Annotated in this window: 20 protein-coding genes; 6 read left to right on the forward strand and 14 right to left on the reverse strand. The window is 44.6% G+C overall.

Annotated elements, in window-relative coordinates:
- The first annotated feature begins 45 nt into the window (after nt 1–45).
- The 3 genes from ACIRUQ_RS11770 (at nt 46) to ACIRUQ_RS11780 (ending at nt 2,938) form a co-directional block, all read left to right on the forward strand.
- Complete coding sequence (locus tag ACIRUQ_RS11770; RefSeq protein ID WP_055290573.1) at nt 46–750, forward strand: response regulator transcription factor; 705 nt, start codon at nt 46–48, stop codon at nt 748–750.
- 181 nt (nt 751–931) lie between these two features.
- Entirely contained in the window at nt 932–2,101 is a 1,170-nt protein-coding gene (locus ACIRUQ_RS11775; RefSeq protein WP_156330990.1) for a HAMP domain-containing sensor histidine kinase, read from the forward strand.
- Nucleotides 2,102–2,266: 165 nt separating this feature from the next.
- Nucleotides 2,267–2,938: a DUF6198 family protein gene (locus ACIRUQ_RS11780; RefSeq protein ID WP_055290575.1), complete on the forward strand. Its 672-nt coding sequence runs from the start codon at nt 2,267–2,269 to the stop codon at nt 2,936–2,938.
- A 395-nt stretch (nt 2,939–3,333) separates the two neighbouring features.
- Here the strand turns inward: ACIRUQ_RS11780 and ACIRUQ_RS11785 are convergent, their stop codons facing one another.
- From ACIRUQ_RS11785 to leuA, 6 genes are all read right to left on the reverse strand, one after another.
- Nucleotides 3,334–4,383: an FUSC family protein gene (locus tag ACIRUQ_RS11785; RefSeq protein WP_055290576.1), complete on the reverse strand. Its 1,050-nt coding sequence runs from the start codon at nt 4,381–4,383 to the stop codon at nt 3,334–3,336.
- Nucleotides 4,380–4,850, reverse strand: a complete 471-nt coding sequence (locus tag ACIRUQ_RS11790) for a GtrA family protein (protein WP_055290577.1) — start codon at nt 4,848–4,850, stop codon at nt 4,380–4,382. Before ACIRUQ_RS11790 ends, ACIRUQ_RS11785 begins: the two co-directional genes overlap by 4 nt.
- Before the next feature lie 4 nt (nt 4,851–4,854).
- A complete protein-coding gene (locus tag ACIRUQ_RS11795) occupies nt 4,855–5,784 on the reverse strand; it encodes a glycosyltransferase family 2 protein (protein ID WP_055290578.1) in 930 nt (309 codons plus the stop codon).
- 74 nt (nt 5,785–5,858) lie between these two features.
- Nucleotides 5,859–6,968, reverse strand: a complete 1,110-nt coding sequence (gene glf / locus ACIRUQ_RS11800) for a UDP-galactopyranose mutase (protein ID WP_022035312.1) — start codon at nt 6,966–6,968, stop codon at nt 5,859–5,861.
- Between the two features lie 179 nt (nt 6,969–7,147).
- Nucleotides 7,148–8,617, reverse strand: coding sequence for a sugar transferase (locus ACIRUQ_RS11805; RefSeq protein WP_055290579.1), 1,470 nt, complete (start codon nt 8,615–8,617; stop codon nt 7,148–7,150).
- Between the two features lie 33 nt (nt 8,618–8,650).
- The gene (gene leuA, locus ACIRUQ_RS11810) at nt 8,651–10,312 is read right to left on the reverse strand and encodes a 2-isopropylmalate synthase (protein ID WP_021738631.1); all 1,662 of its coding nucleotides are present in this window, start codon (nt 10,310–10,312) and stop codon (nt 8,651–8,653) included.
- Between the two features lie 563 nt (nt 10,313–10,875).
- Here leuA and ACIRUQ_RS11815 point away from each other — a divergent pair.
- Nucleotides 10,876–11,046, forward strand: a complete 171-nt coding sequence (locus ACIRUQ_RS11815; RefSeq protein WP_021738628.1) for a DUF362 domain-containing protein — start codon at nt 10,876–10,878, stop codon at nt 11,044–11,046.
- A gap of 313 nt (nt 11,047–11,359) precedes the next feature.
- Here ACIRUQ_RS11815 and ACIRUQ_RS11820 read toward each other — a convergent pair whose 3' ends face one another.
- The 8 genes from ACIRUQ_RS11820 to ACIRUQ_RS11855 all read right to left on the reverse strand — a co-directional run bounded on the left by ACIRUQ_RS11820 (nt 11,360) and on the right by ACIRUQ_RS11855 (nt 22,260).
- Nucleotides 11,360–13,405 carry an alpha-L-arabinofuranosidase C-terminal domain-containing protein gene (locus ACIRUQ_RS11820; protein ID WP_055290581.1) on the reverse strand — a complete coding sequence of 682 codons (2,046 nt, stop codon included), beginning with the start codon at nt 13,403–13,405 and terminating at the stop codon, nt 11,360–11,362.
- 24 nt (nt 13,406–13,429) lie between these two features.
- Nucleotides 13,430–13,924 (reverse strand): phosphatase PAP2 family protein, encoded by a 495-nt coding sequence (locus ACIRUQ_RS11825; RefSeq protein WP_055290582.1) that lies wholly within the window; start codon nt 13,922–13,924, stop codon nt 13,430–13,432.
- A 35-nt stretch (nt 13,925–13,959) separates the two neighbouring features.
- Complete coding sequence (locus ACIRUQ_RS11830; RefSeq protein WP_055290583.1) at nt 13,960–15,984, reverse strand: beta-galactosidase; 2,025 nt, start codon at nt 15,982–15,984, stop codon at nt 13,960–13,962.
- Between the two features lie 218 nt (nt 15,985–16,202).
- The gene (locus tag ACIRUQ_RS11835; RefSeq protein WP_022035308.1) at nt 16,203–17,354 is read right to left on the reverse strand and encodes a DUF4317 domain-containing protein; all 1,152 of its coding nucleotides are present in this window, start codon (nt 17,352–17,354) and stop codon (nt 16,203–16,205) included.
- A 33-nt stretch (nt 17,355–17,387) separates the two neighbouring features.
- Entirely contained in the window at nt 17,388–18,275 is an 888-nt protein-coding gene (locus tag ACIRUQ_RS11840) for a LysR family transcriptional regulator (RefSeq protein ID WP_021738623.1), read from the reverse strand.
- 386 nt (nt 18,276–18,661) lie between these two features.
- Complete coding sequence (locus tag ACIRUQ_RS11845; protein ID WP_021738622.1) at nt 18,662–19,603, reverse strand: ROK family glucokinase; 942 nt, start codon at nt 19,601–19,603, stop codon at nt 18,662–18,664.
- Between the two features lie 204 nt (nt 19,604–19,807).
- Nucleotides 19,808–20,722 (reverse strand): homoserine O-succinyltransferase, encoded by a 915-nt coding sequence (gene metA / locus ACIRUQ_RS11850; RefSeq protein ID WP_021738621.1) that lies wholly within the window; start codon nt 20,720–20,722, stop codon nt 19,808–19,810.
- A 206-nt stretch (nt 20,723–20,928) separates the two neighbouring features.
- Nucleotides 20,929–22,260: an MATE family efflux transporter gene (locus tag ACIRUQ_RS11855; protein WP_156330991.1), complete on the reverse strand. Its 1,332-nt coding sequence runs from the start codon at nt 22,258–22,260 to the stop codon at nt 20,929–20,931.
- 257 nt (nt 22,261–22,517) lie between these two features.
- Here ACIRUQ_RS11855 and ACIRUQ_RS11860 point away from each other — a divergent pair, with 257 nt between their 5' ends.
- Entirely contained in the window at nt 22,518–23,243 is a 726-nt protein-coding gene (locus ACIRUQ_RS11860) for an AzlC family ABC transporter permease (protein ID WP_021738618.1), read from the forward strand.
- On the forward strand, nt 23,233–23,538 hold the full coding sequence (locus ACIRUQ_RS11865; protein ID WP_021738617.1) for an AzlD domain-containing protein: 306 nt from the start codon (nt 23,233–23,235) through the stop codon (nt 23,536–23,538). Before ACIRUQ_RS11860 ends, ACIRUQ_RS11865 begins: the two co-directional genes overlap by 11 nt.
- Nucleotides 23,539–23,837 lie beyond the last annotated feature (299 nt).

The following is a 23,837-nucleotide window of genomic DNA, read 5'->3' on the forward strand; positions in this document are numbered from 1 at the left end:
GACAACATTATTTCAATTTGAACAAACCAAAAGGCGGGTAATATAATGGGACAGACAATATTAATTGTAGAAGACGATAAAGATCTCAGAGAAAATATCTGCAGCATTTTACAAAACGAAGGTTTTCAGACAACAGAGGCCCAAAATGGCACACAGGCTCTGGACAAACTTCTTCCATCTGTATCTCTGGTCATTCTGGACATCATGATGCCTGGCATTTCCGGCATTGAAACCTGTCAGCAAATACGCAGTTTTTCCTATGTACCAATTCTGTTTCTGACAGCGAGATCATCCGAAAGTAACAAAGCACAGGGGCTTTATGCCGGTGGAGACGACTATCTAACAAAACCATTTTCCTATATAGAACTCGTTGCCCGGGTACGTGCCCTTCTGCGGCGAAATGAATGTTACCACTATCAGAAACCAGACAGTACACCGACCGAAACCCGCGAACAGTTGCAACGTCATGACATCATTCTGACCGTTAATCCTCCGCAGGTCACTGTCCGTGGCATTTTAACAGAACTAACAGACACGGAATTTCAATTATTATATTTATTTTTAAAATATCCGACCAAAATTTTTTCCATCCAAAATCTGTATGAAAGTATCTGGCAGGAACCTTTTTTCACATCCTGCGCCAACACTGTTATGGTACATATCCGCAGATTACGTTTGAAGATAGAAAAAAATCCGCAAAAACCAACACTGATACAGACCGTCTGGGGAAAGGGATATCGTTTTGGATAATCAGAGACATACACTTAACAAAAAAAGTGAACACGTTTATCATTACAAAATAGCAGGATTAGTTGCAGGTGCCCTATTCTTTGGAACCCTCATCTCCGCAGTACTTTTTCTGTCTGGAGACAAAATTCTGCATTCCTACTTTGAAACATCCGATTATTTATATCGCATAGAAACTCACCGCATGTATACGTTGCAAAACTGGGTGAATGAGAACAACATTTCCGCTTCTGATACAGATCAGCTGTCAGAATGGATGTCTCAGCAGAACCTTTCCAATATGTTCATTCAACGAAATGACAACTCACTCTTCCGCAATCTTTCCACAAAGTCCTTTTCATCCAGCACAGTATTTCAGATACAATCTCTTCCGGATGTTGCGAAACGCAATGCACACCGGATCGATTTTTCTGATGGTGCTGCTGATGTCTTTATCTATGAGGGCTTTGAACAAAAATATTATATAATTCTCTTTTTAAGCACCGGACTGATTGGCATACTGACTTCCATGCTGATCTTTTTCTCCGGTTTTAAAAAAGAAATCAATGATATCCGTATTCTAAATCAGAAAATTTCTGATATTGGAGCTGGAAGCCTAGATACACCGATTTCCATTACCGGCAATGATGAGATTGCATACCTTACCTCCGGCATTGAATCCATGCGCGTTTCCTTACTGGAAAAAGAACAGCATGAACAGGAAATGAAACAGGCACAGCAACGGCTGGTGCTTGGAATGGCACACGATTTACGTACTCCCCTGGCTACCCTTCTGACCGATCTGGAACTTTTGAAAAGACAACCTTCAGAAACGGATAAATTAAAATATGCCGAACGTGCCCTAATAAAAACACAGGAAATCCGCACACTCTCCGACCAGCTATTTGAATATTTCCTTGCCTCTGCAGCGGAACCAGTTCTTCTGGAACCATGTGAATCTGCCAAGTACGCTCTGGGAGACTATCTCTCTGAACTGTATCTGTATTTATCACAGGAAGGGTTTGAAGTATACGCCGAAGAATTATTCTCACAGGAAGTCAAAGTTCGTATCCACATGGAATATATGAACCGCATTATCAATAATATTTTTTCTAATATTCAAAAATATGCAGACAGACAGGAACCCATTTTTTTCAGTACCAACCGGACAGACGACTACCTGATCATTTCATTCCGAAATAAAATTGCTGCCGCTCCCTATTCCCCCAGCACTGGAATCGGAGTTAAAAATATTGCATTAATGATGCAGAAAATGAATGGGAAAATGGAGCAGTTCGCAGATTCAACTTACTATGAGATACAGTTATATTTTCCAATTTGCCAAGACAGTTTCCCCTCTGAATCAACCTGCTAATAATCATCACCGTCCCATTTTATTTTCATCGTAAAAGGAGATATCTGTTGTCCGGATACCTCCTTCTTGAATTTCACTTCACATTTTGCTAGTATTATACACGAACTAAAATCCAGGAATGCCCTCGGCATTCTTTCTCACTGTACAGGAGGACTTTTCTATATTATGAATGAAATAGATTGCGCAGATCAAAAACATATTTTTCGCGGGGAACTGGCTCTGCTTCTTGTTATTATAATGAACAGCTTCGGTGTCGTACTAATGCTCTATTCCGGTTCCGGAATTTCCGCTATTTCCAGTGTTCCTTACGCATTTTCAGAAGTATTTCCTTTTCTTTCTCTTGGCACATGGACCTATATCTTTCAGGCTATTCTGATCGCATCACTGATGATCCTGCGAAAACATTTTGTGATAGAATACCTGCTGAGTTTTGTAGTTGGTTTTGCCTTCAGTATGATGCTGGATGTACACAAAGGATGGATTTCCATTCTACCGTATAATATTCCAATGCGAATTATCTATTTTTGTATCAGCTACCTGCTGCTCTGCCTTGGAATTGCACTCTCCAACCGCTGTGGACTTCCAATCATTCCGACAGATCTCTTTCCGAGAGAGTTATCCGCCATCAAAAACTTTAAATATTCAAAAGTAAAAATATCCTTTGATGTGATCTGTCTGGCAACCACCGCACTGATCACAGGTATCGGCATCGGACGCATCAAAGGACTTGGCATCGGAACGGTACTGGCAGCTTTCACCATGGGAAAAGTCATCGGTCTCATTGGTGAAAAACTGGATAAGCATTTCCGCTTCGTGACCTTCCGGACGGCCAGGTGAGTCTTGTTTGTTTGGTTGAAAATTTAATACTTAATACGAAAACAAAGCATCTTGTCAGAACACCCGACGTTCTCTACCTTCATTTCAGCTCGGCCTTTCAGACTGAGCTAAATGTTCCGCAAGTATGCGCAATAATTCTCATTTATATCTGCGCGTGCACAAAATGTTTCATAGCTGTATTGCACGCGCGGCACCCCGGTGCCATCATGTAAATGGGGCAATAAAAAAACATCCAAAGACAAGACGGGAGGTCAATTTTCGTCATCGGAGTGAGCATAGCCCGCCTCCGTGAGTGTGTCTGAGCACGCAGTTTCTGCGTGCGAGTTCGCGGGAGGAGGCGGAAATAAGCGGCGCAACGAAGATAGAAAATTGTCCGTGTCTGTCTTGGATGTTTTTTATTGTCCATTACACGACACCCGATCCAAAACTCTTCCGAAGCCACGCTCAAAAAGAACCCCATAAACAGCCCCGAAAAAGTTATTGAAGATCCGGAAGAATACCGCCCCCGGAAGTCCGAGGATTCCTACCGCAATCGACAATGCTCCGAACGTGTTGAACACAGCCTGACAGCCATAAGTCGCTGACAGCCCCACTCCGATACCACCGATAACCCCCACATAGTTGTAAATAGACGGCGGCAGTAGATAATACAATGCCAGAAATATAAAACATCCTACAATGTTGCCCGGCACTCTGGATTTTGCACGTTTCTTTGCGTCCTCATGGAACGGCACCAGAATAGACATAGCTGCGATACCGATCCACATCCGACGCGGGACATGCAGCAGACCCGCAATCAACATGGCTGTTGTGACACCGAATACCATAGTGATCTGCCATTTCGTCCGCAGGGAATGGATATCAAACTCCTTAAAAATATCCCCCAGGCTGCGTTTATACACTTTTTTCCGGTGATTTCGGTAATAAACGATCAGTGTTGCCGCTGCTCCGATTCCCATAGCGATCAGACGCTGTATATACAGATCTCCGGTTACATCATAACCATAAAGCAAAAGGTAACAAAGCAGCAGTGTGGAATGATTGAACATCACCACATTGTGGCAGCCCAGCACCATAAGGATCAAGATACATACGGTGTTTACAAGAAATTCCTGTACAAGCCCCCCTGCATTTGCCAGACGCGGGCCAAAAGTCAATATGGCAAACATAAGTGTCAATGCTCCCATCGCATGTGGTGTCCGGATTCCGAAATCCGCAAACCGGAATGCCATCACGCACAGCAGAACTACAACACCCACAATGCTGTTGCCATTTCCAAAAATCTTACTGAATCCAATAACCACTGCCATGCAAAATGCCATGGTCAAGCATATTTTAAATAAATAAATCGCCGTATGGCGCATCTTGTCTTTTCGATTGGTACAGCTGCGGATCAGAGCTTTGGAACCTGCCTGATTCAGCTGCAATTCCTGATATACTGTCATTCTTTTTTCCTCCGAAATACAAAAATCTTACTAATAATATAATTCAGCACCAGAATCACGATCTGTGCTGCAAATTTTACAAGTACACTGTTTCCATGAAGCAAGGTAATAAAAAGAAACAGAAGCAATTCTTCTACACCAAGTGTAAACAGGCGACCACCGTAAAATTTTGTCATTTCCCGGCAGACATCGAAAAATCCGGTGATTTTTGACTGGAATACCCAGATTTTGTTTGTGACATATGCGAAAGTCACTGCAAAAATCCAGGAAATAATGTTGGCGATCAGTTCATTAATACCAAGTCCAACATTGACCCAGGCATAAGACCCGATACTGACAATGGTGGTTAACCCGCCAAACAACAGATACAGCAACATTTCTTTATTTTTCTGATAGAACGGTTCAAAGATCCGAAACAGATGCAGATGCATCATACGGTCAAATATATCTTCTTTCTTCTGTTCCACAAGATCACTCCTTTTTCTTCAGCACCTTTTTCACGACATACACCGGACGATGCTTTCCCTGGATATAGGTTTTGGCGAGATATTCTCCCAAAATCCCCATAACCAGCAGCTGTATACCGCCAAGAAATAACACCACAACAATGGTTGTCGCATAGCCCGGCACATCAATCCCGGTAAGCAGGGTGTGTGCGATAATAATGATGCCATATACAATAGCAAAAACAGATACCAGTGCTCCACAGAAAGTAGCCAGCTGCAATGGCATGGTAGAAAAAGAAATGACTCCTTCCATCGCATATTTGATCAGTTTTGCAAAGCTCCATTTTGTGGTTCCCGCAAAGCGTTCCGCTGCTACATACGGAATGTATTCCGTTTCAAATCCCACCCAGGAAAATAAACCTTTGGAAAAACGGAAATATTCCGGCATATCCAGCAGTGCTTCCTGCACGTTTCTGCGGAAGGTGCGGAAGTCACTGGCATTTTCCCTCAGATCCACTTCGCTGAGACGGTTGATAAATCGGTAAAAATGATCTTTGCACCAAGCCATAAATTTTCCTTCATGCCGCTGTTTCTGATAAGCTGCTACCACATCCACATCGGGTTTTTTCTCCAGAATCTCTGTCATATGCTTTACAATCTCCGGATCCTGCTGCAGATCCGCATCAATGATGGACAGATATGTTCCGGTTGCATAATGAAGTCCTGCATAAATAGCGGCTTCTTTTCCAAAATTTCTGGAAAAGTTTACGACAAGAACGTTGCTGTACTCTTCATGCAGGTGCTGCAGTTTTTTATAAGTGTCATCCTTGCTGCCATCGTTTACGAAAATCACCTCAAACTCTGCGGGCTCAAATACCTGCAGGCATCTGTCGTAAAAGGCATCTACGTTCTGGGCTTCGTTATAACATGGTACGATCAATGATAATTCTGTCACGTGTCTCTCCTGTCTCTTGAATAATAACGCCTCCGGCAAATCTGCCGGAGGCTGTCATCTTTCTCAGTTTCTGCTTAAGCATTAAGCTCTGCATGTGCACAGTTTAATGCAGCTTCAATGGTATCATCCATATCGTAGTATTTATACATACCAAGACGGCCGCCGAAAATTACATTTCCTTCTTTTGCTGCCAACTCCGTGTATTTCTCATAGAGATTCAGGTTCTTCTCATCATTCATCGGATAATATGGTTCGTCCCCTTTGCTCCATGTCTTCGGATACTCTCTTGTGATAACGGTATCCGGCTGTGTACCATAAGTAAAATGCTTGTGCTCAATAATTCTGGTATACGGAACTTCATACTCTGTGTAGTTTACAACCGCATTACCCTGGTAGTTCTCTACTCCCTCCAGTACCTCTGTCTCGAAGTTCAGGGAACGGTACTCAAGTTCACCATAGCAGTAATTATAATACTCGTCGATCATACCTGTGTATACGATCTTGTCTGCCTGCTCCATGAAAGCTTCTCTGTTTTTGAGGAAATCCTCTTCCAGTTTTACTTCCACTCCGTCCAGCATGCGCTCGATCATCTTAGTATATCCTTCTACCGGGATACCCTGATAATCATCATTAAAGTAGTTGTTGTCATAAGTAAAACGTACCGGAAGACGTTTGATGATAAAGGATGGAAGCTCTGTGGCACGTTTGCCCCACTGTTTCTCTGTATAACCTTTTACCAGCTTTGTATATACGTCCGGTCCGATCAGGCTGATTGCCTGCTCTTCCAGGTTCTGCGGATTCTCTACATGATAAGCAGCTTTCTGCTCTTCAATCTTTGCCTGTGCTTCCTGCGGAGTTACCACACCCCAGAGTTTGTTGAATGTGTTCATGTTAAACGGCATATTGTAAATCTCACCTTTGTAGTTCGCTACCGGTGAATTTGTATAACGATTAAATTTTGCAAAACGATTTACATAATTCCATACGGTCTCATTGGATGTGTGGAAAATATGCGCACCATACTGATGAACATCGATATCTTTTACCTTATCGGTATAGATATTTCCTGCAATATGATTTCTTTTGTCAATCACCAGACATGTTTTTCCGGCTTCTTTTGCTTCGTGTGCAAATACAGCACCAAACAGTCCGGCTCCTACGATCAGATAGTCATACTTCTTCATGACATATTCCTCCTTCTTTTTTCCTTTTTTATCTCAGTCTGAGTTGAGACTCCCACTTCTGTAAGTGGTGAGTAATAACAAATCTTTCTCAGTGGGAGTTCAATCTCCGACTGAGATAAACGCTCCGCGAGGATGTGCAGTGATTCTGAGAAGAATATGTCAGCTTTCGCTGACCAGAATCACGCACCAAGTCTCACGTGCGTTCGACTTGAATCTGCTCCTTCTTTTGCAAACACAACTTTAAATGTTTTTAAAATAATCTTCAGATCCAGTTTCAGACTCCAGTTTTCGATATAATATGCATCCAGACGGACAATTTCCTCGAAATCTGTGATCTCGCTTCGTCCGCTTACCTGCCACATACCGGTCAGACCAGGTTTCATACTCAGGCGCACTTTGTGGTGCAGATCATATGCTGCTACCTCATCCACAGTCGGCGGACGGGTACCCACCAGACTCATATCACCGCGCAGAATATTGTAAAACTGCGGCAATTCATCGATACTCAGACTTCGGATAATATTTCCGATGCCCTTGCCCGGTCCTTTTTCGCTGCCGATAATACGCGGATCATTATCCATTTTAAACATATTACCCTGCATCTTGTTCTGAGCCATCAGTTCTTTTTTTCGTTCCTCTGCATCCATATACATGGAACGGAATTTATACATTTTGAAACGGCGGCCATTCTTGCCGACACGCTCCTGGCAATAGAAAATCGGTCCTGGTGATGCTTTATAGATCAGCGGTGCCACAAAAATAAATGCAACTCCGGTAATGGCACATCCCACAAGACCTGCCATGATATCCGTCAGACGCTTCAGTCCCATCGGAATACTGCTTGCTGTATTGATACTTGTGGTCATACAGGTATACCCACCGATCCGTTCTACCACACGGTTCGGCAGTGCATGATCGGTGTAGTCCAGTGCGATATGCACAACCACGCCCATCTGCAGCAGTGTCCAGGTAAGTTCATCCACTTCTTTCCTGTTCTCAGGCATCTTGATCATGACTTCATCGATGACATTTTTCTGTACATATTCCAACAGGTTATCCTTACTGCATACTACCGGAATCCGCTCAATAACGGTATCATCCAGCTTTTCATCCATAATGGCCAGACCGGACAGATTAAATCCGTTGTACATACGGCTGGAAAACTGCTTCACCATTTCGGCTGCATATTCTTTCGTACTGATAACCAGAAAATTCGGTTGATTCTTTCCTTTCCATATAATGCGGCGAACATTCATTTTCCACAGAAAACGTCCTACCAGCATAAAGATGACCGTAAAACCAAAGGAAGTCAGAAATACCTGTCTGGAAAACCAGAATGCCTGCTTCGTGACATACAGATAAGCCATAACAACGCCCCACATCACGATGTTGTGTACCAGTACAGATTCTATCTCACGCACAAAACTTCTCTTTAAAATATTCTTATATGTTCCACGCAGCAACACATAACAGATGTCAATAATGATCAGGAGAATATTTACATGCGCATATAAGCTTGTTTCGCGATAAATCCGCATTGTCTGATGACGGAAAAAATATGCTGCCAGATATGCGATCTGAATGCATAACAGGTCAATCAGCATAAAATCGATATGTTTCCACCATCCCAGTTTTTTCTTTCGATTCATAGCATCCCTCGTCTTTGTGCTCTTATTAACTGATTACTTATTAGCTAAACGGTTCAATCCGCTGAAGAATGCACGGATTGTAGCTTTTGTAATGTTGGAACTGTCGCCTGCACCAAACAGTTCCTTACCGGTGCGGTTGTCACGCATCTCAATGTAAGCCGCTGCTCTCGCATGGGATCCGGATCCCAACGCATGCTCGGAATAGTTCAGGACGCACACATCCAGATCAAATTCTTTGTTGATGGCTGTCTTGACTGCATCCAGAGGACCGTTTCCGCTTGCTTCAATATGGTACGGTTTCTTCTTGTATTCAAAATCAATAGCTGCCACACAGTCTTTGTCATTCACATCTTCCACACGGATCTTCTTGAACTCGAACGGATCATCCAATGCAATATACTCATGCTTGAATGCGTCAAAAATCTGCTCCGGCTCGATCTCGCCGCCCTGCTCCTCAGACATCTTCTGGATAACATCAGCGAACTCCTTGTGCATCTCTTTCGGAAGCTTGTAACCATACATGGATTCCATAACAAACGCTACGCCACCTTTTCCGGACTGGCTGTTGATACGAACCACCGGCTCATACTCTCTGCCGATGTCTGCCGGATCGATCGGAAGATACGGTACTTCCCAGATACCGGTATTGCGCTCATTCAGTGCATGCACACCTTTGTTGATCGCATCCTGATGAGAACCGGAAAATGCAGTAAATACCAGCTTTCCGGCATATGGATGACGCATGTCGATATCCATCTTGCAGCATCTCTCATATACTTCAATGATTTCTTTGATATTTTCAATATTTAATTCCGGATCAATACCCTGTGAGAACATATTGTAAGCAATATTTAAAATATCGATATTACCGGTACGCTCTCCGTTTCCGAATAATGTACCCTCCACACGGTCAGCACCTGCCAGAAGGCTCAGCTCGGTGGCTGCAATGCCGGTTCCCCGGTCATTGTGCGGATGTACACTTAAAATAATAGATTCCCTGTTTTTGAAATGTTTATGCATCCACTCAATCTGATCCGCGTAAACATTTGGAGTGTTCATCTCTACGGTTGCCGGAAGATTAAAGATAATCTTATTCTCCGGTGTCGGCTCCCAGATATCCTGTACGGCAGTACAAATATCCAGTGCAAACTCTACCTCTGTTCCGGTAAAACTCTCCGGTGAATACTCCAACTGGATATTTCCGTCAAAATTCTTTGCACGCTCTTTTACCATTCTGGTGCCTTCAATAGCAATCTGTTTGATGGCTTCTTTGTCTTTATGGAATACAACGTCACGCTGAAGCACAGATGTGGAGTTGTAAATATGTACAATAACATTTTTGATTCCCTGGATTGCCTCAAAGGTACGGTCGATCAGATGCTCTCTGCACTGGGTCAGAACCTGAACCTGTACATCATCCGGAATCATGTTTTCAGCTACCAGCTTGCGCAGAAAATCGTACTCAATCTGGGATGCTGCCGGAAATCCGATCTCAATCTGCTTGAATCCCAGTTTCAGAAGCAGCCGGAACATCTCCATCTTCTCTTCTACATTCATTGGATCGATCAGTGCCTGATTGCCATCGCGCAGATCCACGCTGCACCACATCGGTGCATGCTCAATCTCTTTGTCCGGCCATTCACGCTCCGGGTAATGCAATACCGGAACTCTTTTATATTTTTTGTAATTTAACATATGTATCTCTCCCGTGATATAACCTCTTGGCAGACTACATTCTCTTTTTCTTCTCTTTTCCGCATAATTTTCCAGATTCCTCTCAAAAAAGAGCGCAAGATGCCTGTCATATTTTCCTTGCTAAATATATATATTATATCATCTATCTTAACCTTGCAAGATGGTTTTTCTGAATAATTCATGAAGATTTCCAAAGTTTTCCATATAAAACCTCAACACAACGTGTTTTGACTACAAGAAAGTGTGCGAGTGCGCATCGTTTGCACGAAGTGCTTTTGTTTGGCAGGAAATTCAACGTAATTTCCTGTCAAACAAAAAAATCCGCATATGCGGATTTTTACTGTTGTCCTATATTCTGTAAACAAGAAAACTTACTCAATATCTACGATAGCATACGCTAACTCAAGTGTCAAGATGTATTAACTTCAATACAATCGCAAAAAAGCGTACTTATTGATCTTTTTATCTCATTGAACACTTGCAATTTTTGATTTTTTATATTATTATGTGGAAAAGCTTATGAAAGCTTGACGAACAAGTATTTTTTAAGGAGGGAAACAATTATGGCATACGTAATTAACGATTCTTGTGTAATGTGTGGTGCATGTGCTGGCGGATGTCCGGTAGGTGCTATTTCTGAAGGAGATGCTCAGTACCAGATCGACGCTGATGCTTGCATCGATTGCGGCGCATGTGCAGGTACATGTCCTACAGGTGCTATCTCTGAGGCTTAATCATAAAGTCTTTTTGGCACATATTATATTGAACATTAAAAAGACTGTCGCATCGCGGCAGTCTTTTTTTATGATGCCAGGGTCAAAAGCCTGAAATCACGATGTGCTTGCACAGGAGTGGTTTTATGGCTTAATGACCCGCCCCGATATGAGCATAAAAGTGGAGCGTCAGCTTCACGATATGCGAATATTGGGTAGAATTGTGGGAGTACGAAGTACGGAACAATTCGTATGGCATCTTTTAACCTCAACATCTTTTTATTCCAAAATTACATTTTTTACTTCATACCGCAATCATCTAATCCTGTGATCATTACTGATAGCGGATCACAACCAGACTCTGTGCCGGTATGAACACACATCCATCGATTTCCGCCGTTTCCTCTGTCACCGCTGACACCTCCGGTCTGTCCTCCGGCATTTCCCCGGTTCCCCGCAACGTCCACATCTGTCCCGTTGTCCTTACCGCCAGGCCATCTGCATCCTCCAGCATCAGCGCATATTCCCGATGATTTGTATTGACTAGTTTCAGAATGATCTCACCCTGCGCATCCACTGCGGCAGATACATAGATGCCTTCCTTTCGCAATTTCACATCCTGTTTCTGCAACGGAATAGTGTAGGTACCTCTGTGATTTGCAAACAATTTCTGCACATAATAATTTGGTGTCAGATACACATCACTGTCATCGAACCAGATCATATCCGGCTTCCACTGACTGTGTCCGATGCGGTTAAACAGCGGTGCATAGGAAGCAAGTTTCACCACATCCGCATTTTTCTCAATGCCGGTCAGAAGTGCTGCTTCCGCCAGCGCACTCTCCATGGAGTTTGCCCGGTCTTCGGTATGTGCGGCGTACTCTCCGGCAAATACTGCCACATTCCGCGGATACTCATCATACATTGCCACATGGTCATATAACCACTGTGGACTGACATAATAATGCTCATCCACAGCATAGCTGAAGTCCGGATTCTCTTTCGCCTTTTCCCGATAGAACTTCCATGCATCCTCTGTGATGGAGCATTCCATAAAAGGCCCTGCGGTTCCAAGCAGCCGGATCTCCGGATATTTCGCATGAATTGCCTGCGCAAACCGCTCATAGCGATGCTTCATATCCAGATACTGTGTCTCCCACTGTTCATTTCCCACAGACAGAAAATCCATATGGAAAGACTCCGGGTGTCCCATTCTGGCTCGCAATGCGCCCCATGTACTGTCCACCGGTCCGTTGGCAAACTCAATGAGATCCAATGCATCCTGTACATATTCCTCAAACTTGGGATTGTCAGAATCTACCATCTCCGTGGAACGGAACTGACACGCCGTACCGATATTCAGCACCGGAAGCGGTTTTGCGTCCAGCAGTTCACACAGCAGAAAATATTCATAAAATCCAAGTCCAAAGGACTGACCGTAATGTGCATCCGGCCGCTTTGTCATTGGATCATTCTTGCTCCAGTCATCGTCAAATGCCCAAAGATTCGGGATATAGCGCCGATCTTTCACATCACCCACGGTATTTTTCCAGTAATAACGGTTGTCTAGGCTGATACCCTCCACGATACAGCCGCCCGGAAAACGCACAAATCCCGGTTTTATCGCCTTCAATGCCTCAAACAGGTCCTTCCGGAAAATCCCTGCCACTGCATCTTCCGGTATCATGGAGATCAGATCAAACTCTACGATACCCGGCACATCAAACGTAATTGCAAACTGCGCCCCACGGACATCATCCTGCGCTGTAAGTACCACCTCATATTTTATCCACTCACTTCTACGACACTTGCCGCTCTGATCCATCTCACGAATGTGCTGAATCTCCGGATTTAACGTACCGTAACCAATCTCCATCGGGATTTTCAGATCACAGAACGGCACATAAGGTACCGGCTTCACCGCATTTACTGCCGCCTCTGCAAAAACCTGTCCGTCTTTTATGACCTTTATCTGAAAAGTATCGCCTTCATACGCCACACACCGTGCATAAAAGGACACACGATAGGTATGATCTTTTTCCAGACGGATCCCATCGTATGCCTTGTTTGCAAAACCCTGTCCTGCTGCTTTTGCAGTAAAACGCAGATAATGCGGATTCGCCTCTGACACCGGAGTACCTGTCACATACTGCATAAACGGAGCCTCTTCCCCGGACTGCTGTACGGACTTCCAGGCATACCCCGGATCATCCACCGCATAAAACCTCCCCGGATTGCCATAGGCCTCCCTTGCCTCAAAGGAACGGTTTTCAATCATCTCTGCATACAGACCGCCGTCTGCTGCAAAATTAATATCCTCAAAAAATAACCCGATCAGTTCCGGTGAAATCGGAACACCTTTTTCTTTTCCAATCCTCATGATACCTTACCTTCTCCTCACTTTTTATATCACCCAAAAGCTCAGGATTCCACATCCCACTGCAATCAGTGCTCCTGCCACCACATCTTTCACAAAATGTACCCGGCCAATCACTCTCGCCGCTGCCAGAAACACCCCAGCCACACAGAGAATTACTCCAAGCGGAAGGCACACATACCATGCTGCCATGGCAATGATATAGATGGAAAACACATGTCTGCTCGGGAACGAATTTCCTTTTGTGTCTTTCGGAATCAGTGGCTTCACCGGCCATTTTTCGTAAGGCCGTGGTGCATTAAACTTCCTGCGGAACAGACTCACCAACACAAAGGTCACCGCCGGAACCAGGAGTACCCGCCAGAACCGGCTGTCCCTGTAAACCATCAGATAAAAAAGTAATGCAGGATAAACGAGATAAACCACATCCGTCAGAATATGGTTTACCCGCAGCAGACAGTTCTTCTTTCGCTCCGATGTTTCGAATGGCGCTGCCAATCTGTCATAAAACTCCTGCTTCATCCTGCATTCCCTCATTTCTTCAAAAAATTATTCATTTATTTCTCACGGATGATCTGTACATCCCAGCTGCCAAGTGCAAGTTTCTCACCAGCTGCCACATTGATTCCCGGAAAAGTCTGATCCTCTTTCATCAGATACACTCCGTCTGATCCGGTATAAACAGCCTCTGCCGGTGTATGGGAATAGTTAAAGTAAAACCATACCGTTTTTCCGTTTTCGTCTTTCATGCGGCGCACAATAACCGGAAACTCTGTATTCTGTACTGTATCCGCAATACCTGCTTCTTTCATGGCATCTGCCAGCAGTTTCTGCAGATATTTTTCAGAAGTCTTGCAACCAAGATACTGCGCAATACCTTTTCCGTAATGATTTCTGGTCACTGCCGCATAATCCTTCCATGCATAATGGTCATAGGAAACCAGCACGTCGGCGCCTTCCGGTTTCACAAGTTCCATGAAAAGTTCTGCCTGCTCATCCGCAGTGCCACTCAGTTTCACATTTTTCGGGAATGTGAAATTGCTGTATGAAATGCCAAGGCACTCGCTGAGTACATGCGGAAACGCATCATGATAAACTTTTACATTTTCATCGGTATAGGCCGTTTTAAATGTAGTGATCAGGTAACCACCATCTGCCACATACTGTTTCATCCGCTGCAGATCTGCCTCGCAGGCTGCATACAGTGCCGGAACAATGACCATCTGATACCGGTCCATATCCTTGCAGGATGGCTCGATAAAGTCCACTTCCACATTCATCTTGTATAAGGCGTCATACATCCAGCGGACCACATCGTTGTAACCAGTCTTTCCCGGACCTTCCGCTGTAGTATCAATGCGGAACCAGTCAAGGGCTGACAGTGCATCGTTGCTGACTACCATCGCCACTTTGTTCTCTTTTTTCAGATTGCAGAGTGCCGGACTTAATGCCGCAAAATCCCGACCGATCGTTTTCGCCTCACAATATACATGATTTTCTTTGAAATCATGACTGAGCAGACCTCTCCAGTATGTCTCGAAAGAGTTATGGATAGAATGCCAGTGCCAGTATTCTACCAGAGCCGCACCGGATGCCACATGGCTGAACGCCTGCTGCCGAAGCTGCCCCGGATACGGTGTCCAACATGGGTAACCCTGTGCCTCTGTCTCAAGAACGAAATAATTATTCTGTTTCAGGGAACGGGTCATATCACCGCCAAAGGCGATTTCCGCACCGGTCAGTTCGTCCTGCGTCGGATGGTAAATGTCGCATCCTGCCACAGTCAGCGCCTCTTTTGCAATTTCAAAATGATTATTGGCCGGCTGTACACCATAGGAATATCCGCGCCACTCAAAATCCAGATTGTGGGTGATAAACTGATCCGGACGGGCATACTCTTTTACAATATTTGACTGCCAGGTCAGAAATTCTGTTACCAGACCACGGCGGAACTTATCAAACTCAGCTCCGAGACTTCCATTGATAGTTCCCCGGACATCCGGAAAATCTTCCCAGTTATCCACACGGTTGCTCCAGTAATCCAGACCAAATGCAGCGTTCATGGCATCGGTACTTCCGTTAAATTTTTCTTTCAGGTATTCCACAAACGCTGCCTGTACGTTCGGACCTGCAGTATCATAATATTTTGTCTCATTATCCAGCTGGAAACCAATGATGCACTTGCGGTCCCGGCATACTTCCAGCAGCTTGCGTATCACACGCTCTCCGTATTTCAGATAGTTCGGATTCGTGATGTCCATGATCTGACGGGCTCCGTATACGCCTTCTCCCTGATGGGTCACAGCCAGAACCGTCGGATCCATTTTTACCAGCCAGGACGGTACCGCATAGGTCGGTGTACCGATGATGACATCAATGCCGGCTTCTTCCATGGCATCCAGCACTTTTGTCACGGTAGAAAAATCAAACTGACCTTCCTGTTTTTCGTAAGTGCTCCAGGTTGATTCCGCGATACGCACCACGTTGATGCCTGCGGCTTTCATCATTTTAATGTCCTCATCAAGACGGTCGTATGGCAGATACTCGTAATAATATGCTACCCCGTACAGTAATTTGTTCATGTAAATGCCCTCCTATAATTGTCTTTTTATGTTGATAAATGGTCAAACTGCAAAACCATAATCCTTCCATCATCTGTATATTACAACAAATAGTTCAGTGAAAAAAGAACGCTATTGTCTTAAAATGGACATCTATTAACCCTGCAAAAAACGATGCCTCTCAGACTCGTCTCTCGACAGATTCTTTTCTGCTTCGCCTTACCGTTCCCCCATATTCTTTACTCCAGATTTTTCAGCACTTCTTCATCTCTCAGATGTACATGAATACCGTTTACTTCCACTTCATCCGTCAACGGAATGACCAGACATGGTACACCGTCAATCATGCGTGTTTCCACCAGTCCTGCCTGCTCCGGGCTGACTTTGACAGTCATCTGCGGTGTTTTTACCTCAAATTTTCTGGTATCGGAGATGTTGTTTGCCATAACCGTCATCTGTGCACCGATTTCTTCATCGTATTGTTTTTCAAACTGTTCCAGATTCTCCTCCGGTGCCCCGCTGCGCTCTAACAGCTTGCGCACCTGCATTTTATCAAGTTCCAGCGGCTCGCCGTTTTCCTTCTGTTCTTCGATCATTTCATTCAGGTTCTCATGAATGTTGCGGACCACATCATACACGCACTCTTCCCCCAGGGTATCCTCAATGATTGCCTGGAAAGATTCTTTCTGCTGTCCGGCCGGGATTGGCTGCACGCAGCCTAACAACTGCTCCGTGATATCCGGGCAGAGTTCATTTGCGTTTTTGGAATAATAAAGCAGACGGTGAATGTCTGTATTTCTGTCCTGAAATGCCGGGAATAAAAATCCCTGTTCCGGCAGATCCACCATCCAGTCACGAATCCGGTCCTCGATACTGTTTGTCTCTGCATTGTAACAAAGTCCTGCCTTAGAGAGTGTCACCGGGCACAGACAGCACAGTACAAAATTATATATGTAATCCGATGCATCATCCATCTCCATGCCATCAGAAGTTTTCATAGGAATATCATAGGAACCGTGCACCAGCAGGATCAGATAGTTTTCCGGATGATAGTATGTCTCAATCATGCGGTCATAAAAAGCGTCCAGCATGACATCATCCTTCAATTCACTGTCCCGCAGCGCCAGCAGACTTTTCTGTGTGCCATCCCCCATTTCCTGTTCCAGCGGGAACTCCATATTCAGCAGATTCTTTCCAAGGGTTCCGGACAGACTTTTACGGAAAATATCCAGATATTTGTAAATTTCTTCTTCCGGAAGGGAGAGAAATGCCTCCTTAAACTGTACGACTTTATTTTTGTCTGCGTCCACATAACAGCCGCAGAGACGATTTAAGCAGCAGCGTTCCTTGGTAAATAATTTTTTAATCTCTGTTACTTCTTTTTTATTCATATTCTCATTCTCTTTCTACTCTTTTTTCAGGAATTACTCCGGCATAAATTCTTTCGTCATCTCGATAAAAGCTTTCATTGCCGGCGATACCCAGCGATTTTTGCTGTAAATGACCTGCATCAGCATCGAACTTCGAAATCCCTTGACGGAAAACAATGCAATCTTTTTCTCCCGCAATGCTTCCTCCAGCGTGAATCTCGGCAACAGGGAAACTCCCAGATTTTCAATTACGGCATCAATGATCAGCCGGGTGTACCCAATCTCTGTAATCGATGGTCGGCGTCCCCGTTCCTCCACCACATACTGTTCAAATGCCTGACGGTAATTGCAGCCCTCTTCGATCATAATAAAATTTTCTGCCAGAACCGTATCCAGCGGAATGTCCTTTTTTCCGGCAAACGGGTGATCCGCCGGACAGAAAAAGCGGATTTCTGTGGGCACTTCATGTGCCGTCACCCAGTTGATACGATTAATTTTCTTGTCAACAGTCAGGATCAGATCCAGTTTTCCTTTGCCAAGCAGCTCCATACATTCCAGTGTCGTTGCCACAACCACTTTGATATTTGCCCTTGGATACCGCTTCTTAAATTCCCGGAAAATAATTCCATAGCGAGAAGCACACAACGTTTCCATGATACCTACACTTACTTCTCCACCGGGATCTGCCCCTTCCGCAAAATGCTCCAGTGCCATGGCTTCACAGCGCTGCAGGTTGTATGCATAATCCAGAAACTCTTTACCGGCGGCGGAAAGCACCGCACTCTTGCCATTTCGTTCAAACAGCGACACGCCAAGTTCCCGTTCCAGCGTCTGAATCTGCATGGTAACCGTAGACTGTGCATAGCCAAGCTCTGTGGCAGCCTTAGAAAAATTCCCAATTTCTGCAATTTTGATAAACGTTTTTACATTTCGTAGTTCCATAATTCCCCCACCTGTTTATTTCCTTATTATTGTATCTGGAAATCTTCCGGAAGTAAATATCATTGTTTCTTATTGTTCACTTTTTTTGATTTCACATATCACTTTTTTCAATTTTACAAATAGGTAACTATGTAGTATTCTAGTATCAGAAATTGAACGAAATTTCAAAATCACTTTTTTACAACTCTCAACAAACAATCAGAAAAGCCTGTCCATTGGACAGGCTTTTTTGATGTCTTATTTGTGGTATTCCTGGCTAGAATTTAATTTTTTTCATAGCGCGGCACGCAATACCATCAAGTAAAAAAGGCAAATCTGAAAGCAAAATCATCCATGTCTGTCTGGATTTTTGCTTCAGATTTGCCCTTTACACAGCCAACAAGCTTTTACGCATTAAAAATCATTTTTGCACAGCCATACATTCCGGCATCATTTCCAAGAGAAGCAAGTACAAATTTTGTCTCCTGGCAGGATTTGAATACACGCTCCTTAAAATATTTCTGCACGGCATCCAGCAGGATCTGTCCGGCTCTGGACACACCACCGCCGATAACAAACATCTCAGGATCTATTACAACAGCGATAGAACCAAGCGCTCCGCCTAAAATTCTTCCTACTTCTTCCACCAGTTCCTGTGCTACTGCATCTCCGGCTTTTGCCGCATCAAAAACATCCTTTGCGGTCACTTCCGGAAGACTTCGCAGGCTGGTCTTGGCATCATCTGCTGCCAGGCGCTGTTTTGTCAGACGTACAATACCGGTTGCTGACGCATACTGCTCCAGGCATCCGCGTTTTCCACATCCGCAGGTCTCCGTCTCTGTCTCAGATACTTTCATATGACCGATCTCTCCACCGGCACCGTGTACACCGCCAACGATAGAACCGTTAATAATAATTCCGCCGCCGACACCGGTTCCCAGTGTGACCATGACACCGTTCTGACATCCCTGGCCGCCGCCTTTCCACATCTCACCAAGGGCAGCTACATTTGCATCATTTCCTACTTTTACCGGCAGACCGATTTTCTCAGAAAGTGTCTCTGCCACATCGAATGTACCCCATCCGAGATTGACACATTCACATACGACGCTGTCATTTTTAACCGGACCCGGAACACCGATTCCGACACCCTCTACCTCGTCTTTGCTGATACCGGCATCTGCCAGTTTGCTTTCTAAGGATGCCACAATATCATCCAGAATGGAGGCACCATGATTCTCTGTATTAGTTTTGATCTCCCATTTGTCCAGCATATTGCCGGAGTTCTCAAAAAATCCGATTTTACAGGTTGTTCCACCTACGTCAACACCAAATCCATACTTCTTCATTTTCCATACCTCTCTACTATGTTCTTTGTTTGTAAAGCGGACATTCACAATCCGCTTTCGCTACTTGCTCATGATTTTCCTTAGTATAGCACATCTATGGCTGCTGTCTCAATGTCGGATTTCTATATTTGAAATGATTTTTTTGTATTTTTCCGAACTTGTAAAGCGGACATTCGCAATCCGCTTTCGCTACTTGCTCATGACTTATTTATTTCCGATATCATACGGTGTGGTCTGATATACATAGTAATTCAACCAGTTGGAAAACAGCAGCTGTCCTGCGGAACGCCAGGTAACTACCGGTTCCTTCGTCGGATCATCATCCGGATAATAATGATACGGAATATGTGGATTCAGACCTTTTTCAAAATCACGTTTGTACTCCAGTTCCAGTGTATTGGCATCATATTCCAGATGACAAAGTACAAAAAAGTTTTTGGAATCCGTCGTTTTCAAAATTGTCGGTCCGCCCGCTTCACTGTCTGCGATCAGCTCCAATTCCGGAACTTTGTCTACATCCTCTTTGAGAATGCCAACTTCACGTGAATGCGGTGCATTGAACACATCGTCAAATCCACGGAACAACGGGGAACTCTTCTTCAATACGGTATTGGAATACACACCGGAAAGTTTTTCCGGATATTCCACAGTCGGAATACCGAAATGATAATAGAGTCCAGCCAGTGCTCCCCAGCAGATGTGCATTGTAGAGTGTACATGCGTCTTTGCCCATTCCATAATCTTGCAAAGTTCTTTCCAGTAATGTACTTCCTCATACGGTACAAAAGCCAGCGGTGCGCCTGTAATGATCAGTCCGTCGAACCAGCGGTCCTTCACCTGTTCAAATGTCGTGTAGAATGATTCCATATGCTCTGTATCCACATGCTGAGGGGTATAGCTGGCAGTCTGTAAAAATTCCACCTTAATCTGAAGCGGTGTGTTTGAAAGTTTCCGAAGCAGCTGATTTTCTGTAATTACCTTGGTAGGCATCAGATTCAAAATCAGCACGTTCAGGGGACGGATATCCTGATGCATTGCCCGATACTCCGTCATAACAAAAATATTCTCGCTTTCAAGAACTGCTGTTGCTGGCAGTGAATCTGGTATTTTAATCGGCATATCCTTTTCCTCCTTTTATTTTTTCACAACGATCAGCCAGATACATATAGGAAAAATCCATGCACCGGATAACAGTTATGAATGATGAAGACTGTCCTTTCAGTCTTCGCAGATGATTCTATTCTATCTGTTCTTTCTATATAAATCAACAACTATTTTATTTCATAGCAGGTATATTTTTTCAAAAAGCATCTGAAGTCTCTTTACTATGCTTCTTTTTTCAATACATGGACCACTTTCACGATTAACGGGATCACCATGGCGATCCATACCATCGGCTCTGCCCAGATAATGCCCCAGTATGCAAACATCGGTGCAAACACAAAGGCAAACATGATTTTTCCCGCAAGTTCGATACAGCTGGAGAACACAGGAATGACCCGGTCTCCAAAACCCTGCATGGAATTGCGCAAGATAACGATCACCCCACAGATTACGATGAAAGACATATCCACTTTTAAATAAGTACTTCCCCAGTAAATTACATCCGGATTGGTAGTACTTGCAACAAACTGGATCAGTTTTCCTTCTATCGTGTGACAGATCAGGAAAACTACAACTGCCCAGACTGCCGCAATGATCAGAGATGCACGGATTCCCTGCCGGATCCGGTCAAAGCGTCTTGCACCATAATTCTGTCCGCAATAGGTCGCCATGGCAGAACCAAGCACACTGTTTGGCAGAGACACGAGTTCAAATACTTTTCGGGCTGCCGTGTGAGCCACAATGACTGTTGTTCCCAGAGTATTAATGGCAGACTGCAGCAAAATCGTTCCAATGCCGACCAGACAGGACATCAGGCCCATCGACAGTCCGCTTTTATACATTTCTGCCATCAGCTCCCGGTCAAATCGGAAATCCTCTTTCTGTATATGCAGAATCGGGAATTTCCGAAAAATACGAATCAGGCACAGCACCACAGACAAAAGCTGTGCCAGCACCGTAGCATAGGCTGCTCCCTGCACTCCCATCTGAAATCCAAGGATAAACAAATAGTCCAGCCCAATGTTGCTCACAGTTGCTACAATCAGAAAAATCAACGGTGTCAGTGCATCCCCGATAGCCCGCAGTGTATTGGCACACAGGTTGTAAAACAGCGTGGCAAAGAGTCCTACGATCAGCACACTGATATAGGCATATGCCATCTCAAACTGCGCCTGCGGCACATGCAGCAGATTCAGCACCGGATGCAGGAAAATTATCAACATCAGCACCAAAGCCAACGTAGTCAGTACACCAAGTGAAATCGCAGCTGCAAAAGTTTTTTTCAGCCGCTTCCTGTTTTTTGCCCCGAAACACATAGCTGTGATCAGTGAAAATCCAAGTGTCAGACCGTTCAGAAATCCGGTCATCAACGTATGTAACGTGGACACGGAACCCACTGCTGCCAATGCTTCCGTTCCCAGCGTACTTCCTACAATTTTTGTATCTACCAGGCTGTACAACAGCTGAAACACATTTCCCCAGAAAATCGGAATAGAAAACAGCAGGATCTGTTTCCAGGGCGTTCCCTCTGTCAGTGTTTTTGTTTTCATCATTTACCCTTTCTCCCATTTAAAAATACAGACAAATCCGTTTTCCACATACACGGATCATACCGTAAACCGGTGTTTCCCTGTATCCGGAAAACGATTCCTCTTCTCGTCAACCTTAGAAAGTATAAAGATTTATTGGACGAAATGCAAGTGAAATGTTACACTAATATACAGCGTCAGCGCCTCACTTTTGCTCAAAAGTCTACAACAGGTGAAACTGATGCATCGTATATTCGATTTACAAGGGGATACATACAACAATGGACAGACAAAAAAACAAATATTATTATCTGAAAGGAATCAAGAATGGTATGCCGATCTGTCTCGGCTATCTCGCGGTTTCTTTTACACTGGGCATCACTGCCCGAAATGCAGGTATGACGGCCTGGCAAGCCATGCTCACCAGTCTCGCCTGCAACGCTTCCGCCGGTCAGTATGCGGGCTTTACCGTGATTGCAGCCGGCGGCACTTATTTTGAAATGGTCCTGATGGAGCTTGTGGCAAACGCACGTTATCTGCTGATGTCATGCTCCCTGAGTCAGAAGTTTTCTTCCGAAACCGGTCTGCTGCACCGTCTGCTGGTTGGTTTTGACGTCACCGATGAAATCTTCGGTGTCGCGGTATCGGAACCCGGAAAACTAAATCCGTTTTACAATTATGGCATGATGACGGTTGCCATTCCGGGCTGGAGTCTCGGTACATTTTTCGGTGTTATTATGGGTAATATCCTGCCTGCCAACATTGTAAGTGCATTGAGCGTCGGACTGTACGGCATGTTCCTTGCCATCATCATTCCGCCTGCACGCAAGAATAAGGTAATTGCAGCACTGGTCACTATCTCCATGGTTTCCAGCTATATCTTCTCACGGCTTCCGGTGATTTCCGACATTTCCTCCGGTATCCGCACCATTATTCTCACGGTGGCAATCGCAGGCATCGCAGCAATCCTGTTCCCGGTAAAGGAGGAAACCGAACATGCAGCATAATATCTACATCTACATTCTGGTCATGTTTGCCGTGACCTACCTGATTCGTGTCCTTCCGCTGACACTGATCCGCAGAGAGATCAAAAATAAAACCATCCGGTCATTTCTGTACTATGTGCCTTACGTCACACTGGCCGTTATGACATTTCCGGCTATCATGGAAGCAACAAACAGCCCCGTGGCCGGACTTGCTGCCCTGGTGGTCGGTATCATACTGGCCTGGTTCGGACGCAGCCTCTTCCAGGTAGCGGTGCTGTCCTGTGTCGTGGTATTTGTGCTGGAGCTTTTTATGTAAATTGTTTGTCTGTGTAAAAGGCAAATCTGAAGCAGAAATCCAGACAGACACGGATGATTTTCTACCTCCGCTGCGCCGCTTATCTCTGCCTCCTCCCGCGAACTCGCACGCAAAGACTGCGTGCTCAGACACACTCACGGAGGCAGGCTATGCTCGCTGCGGTAACGAAAATCAACCTACCGTCTTGTCTCGGATTTCTGCTTCAGATTTGCTCCATTTACTTGACGGCACCGTATGCAACGCATGCCACAAGCTGATGACATAATATTCGTTATGTCGCATGCGCAAATTTATATAGA

Origin of the sequence: Eubacterium ramulus (genome assembly GCF_045002895.1) — a bacterium.
Classification (GTDB): Bacteria; Bacillota; Clostridia; order Lachnospirales; family Lachnospiraceae; genus Eubacterium_I; species Eubacterium_I ramulus.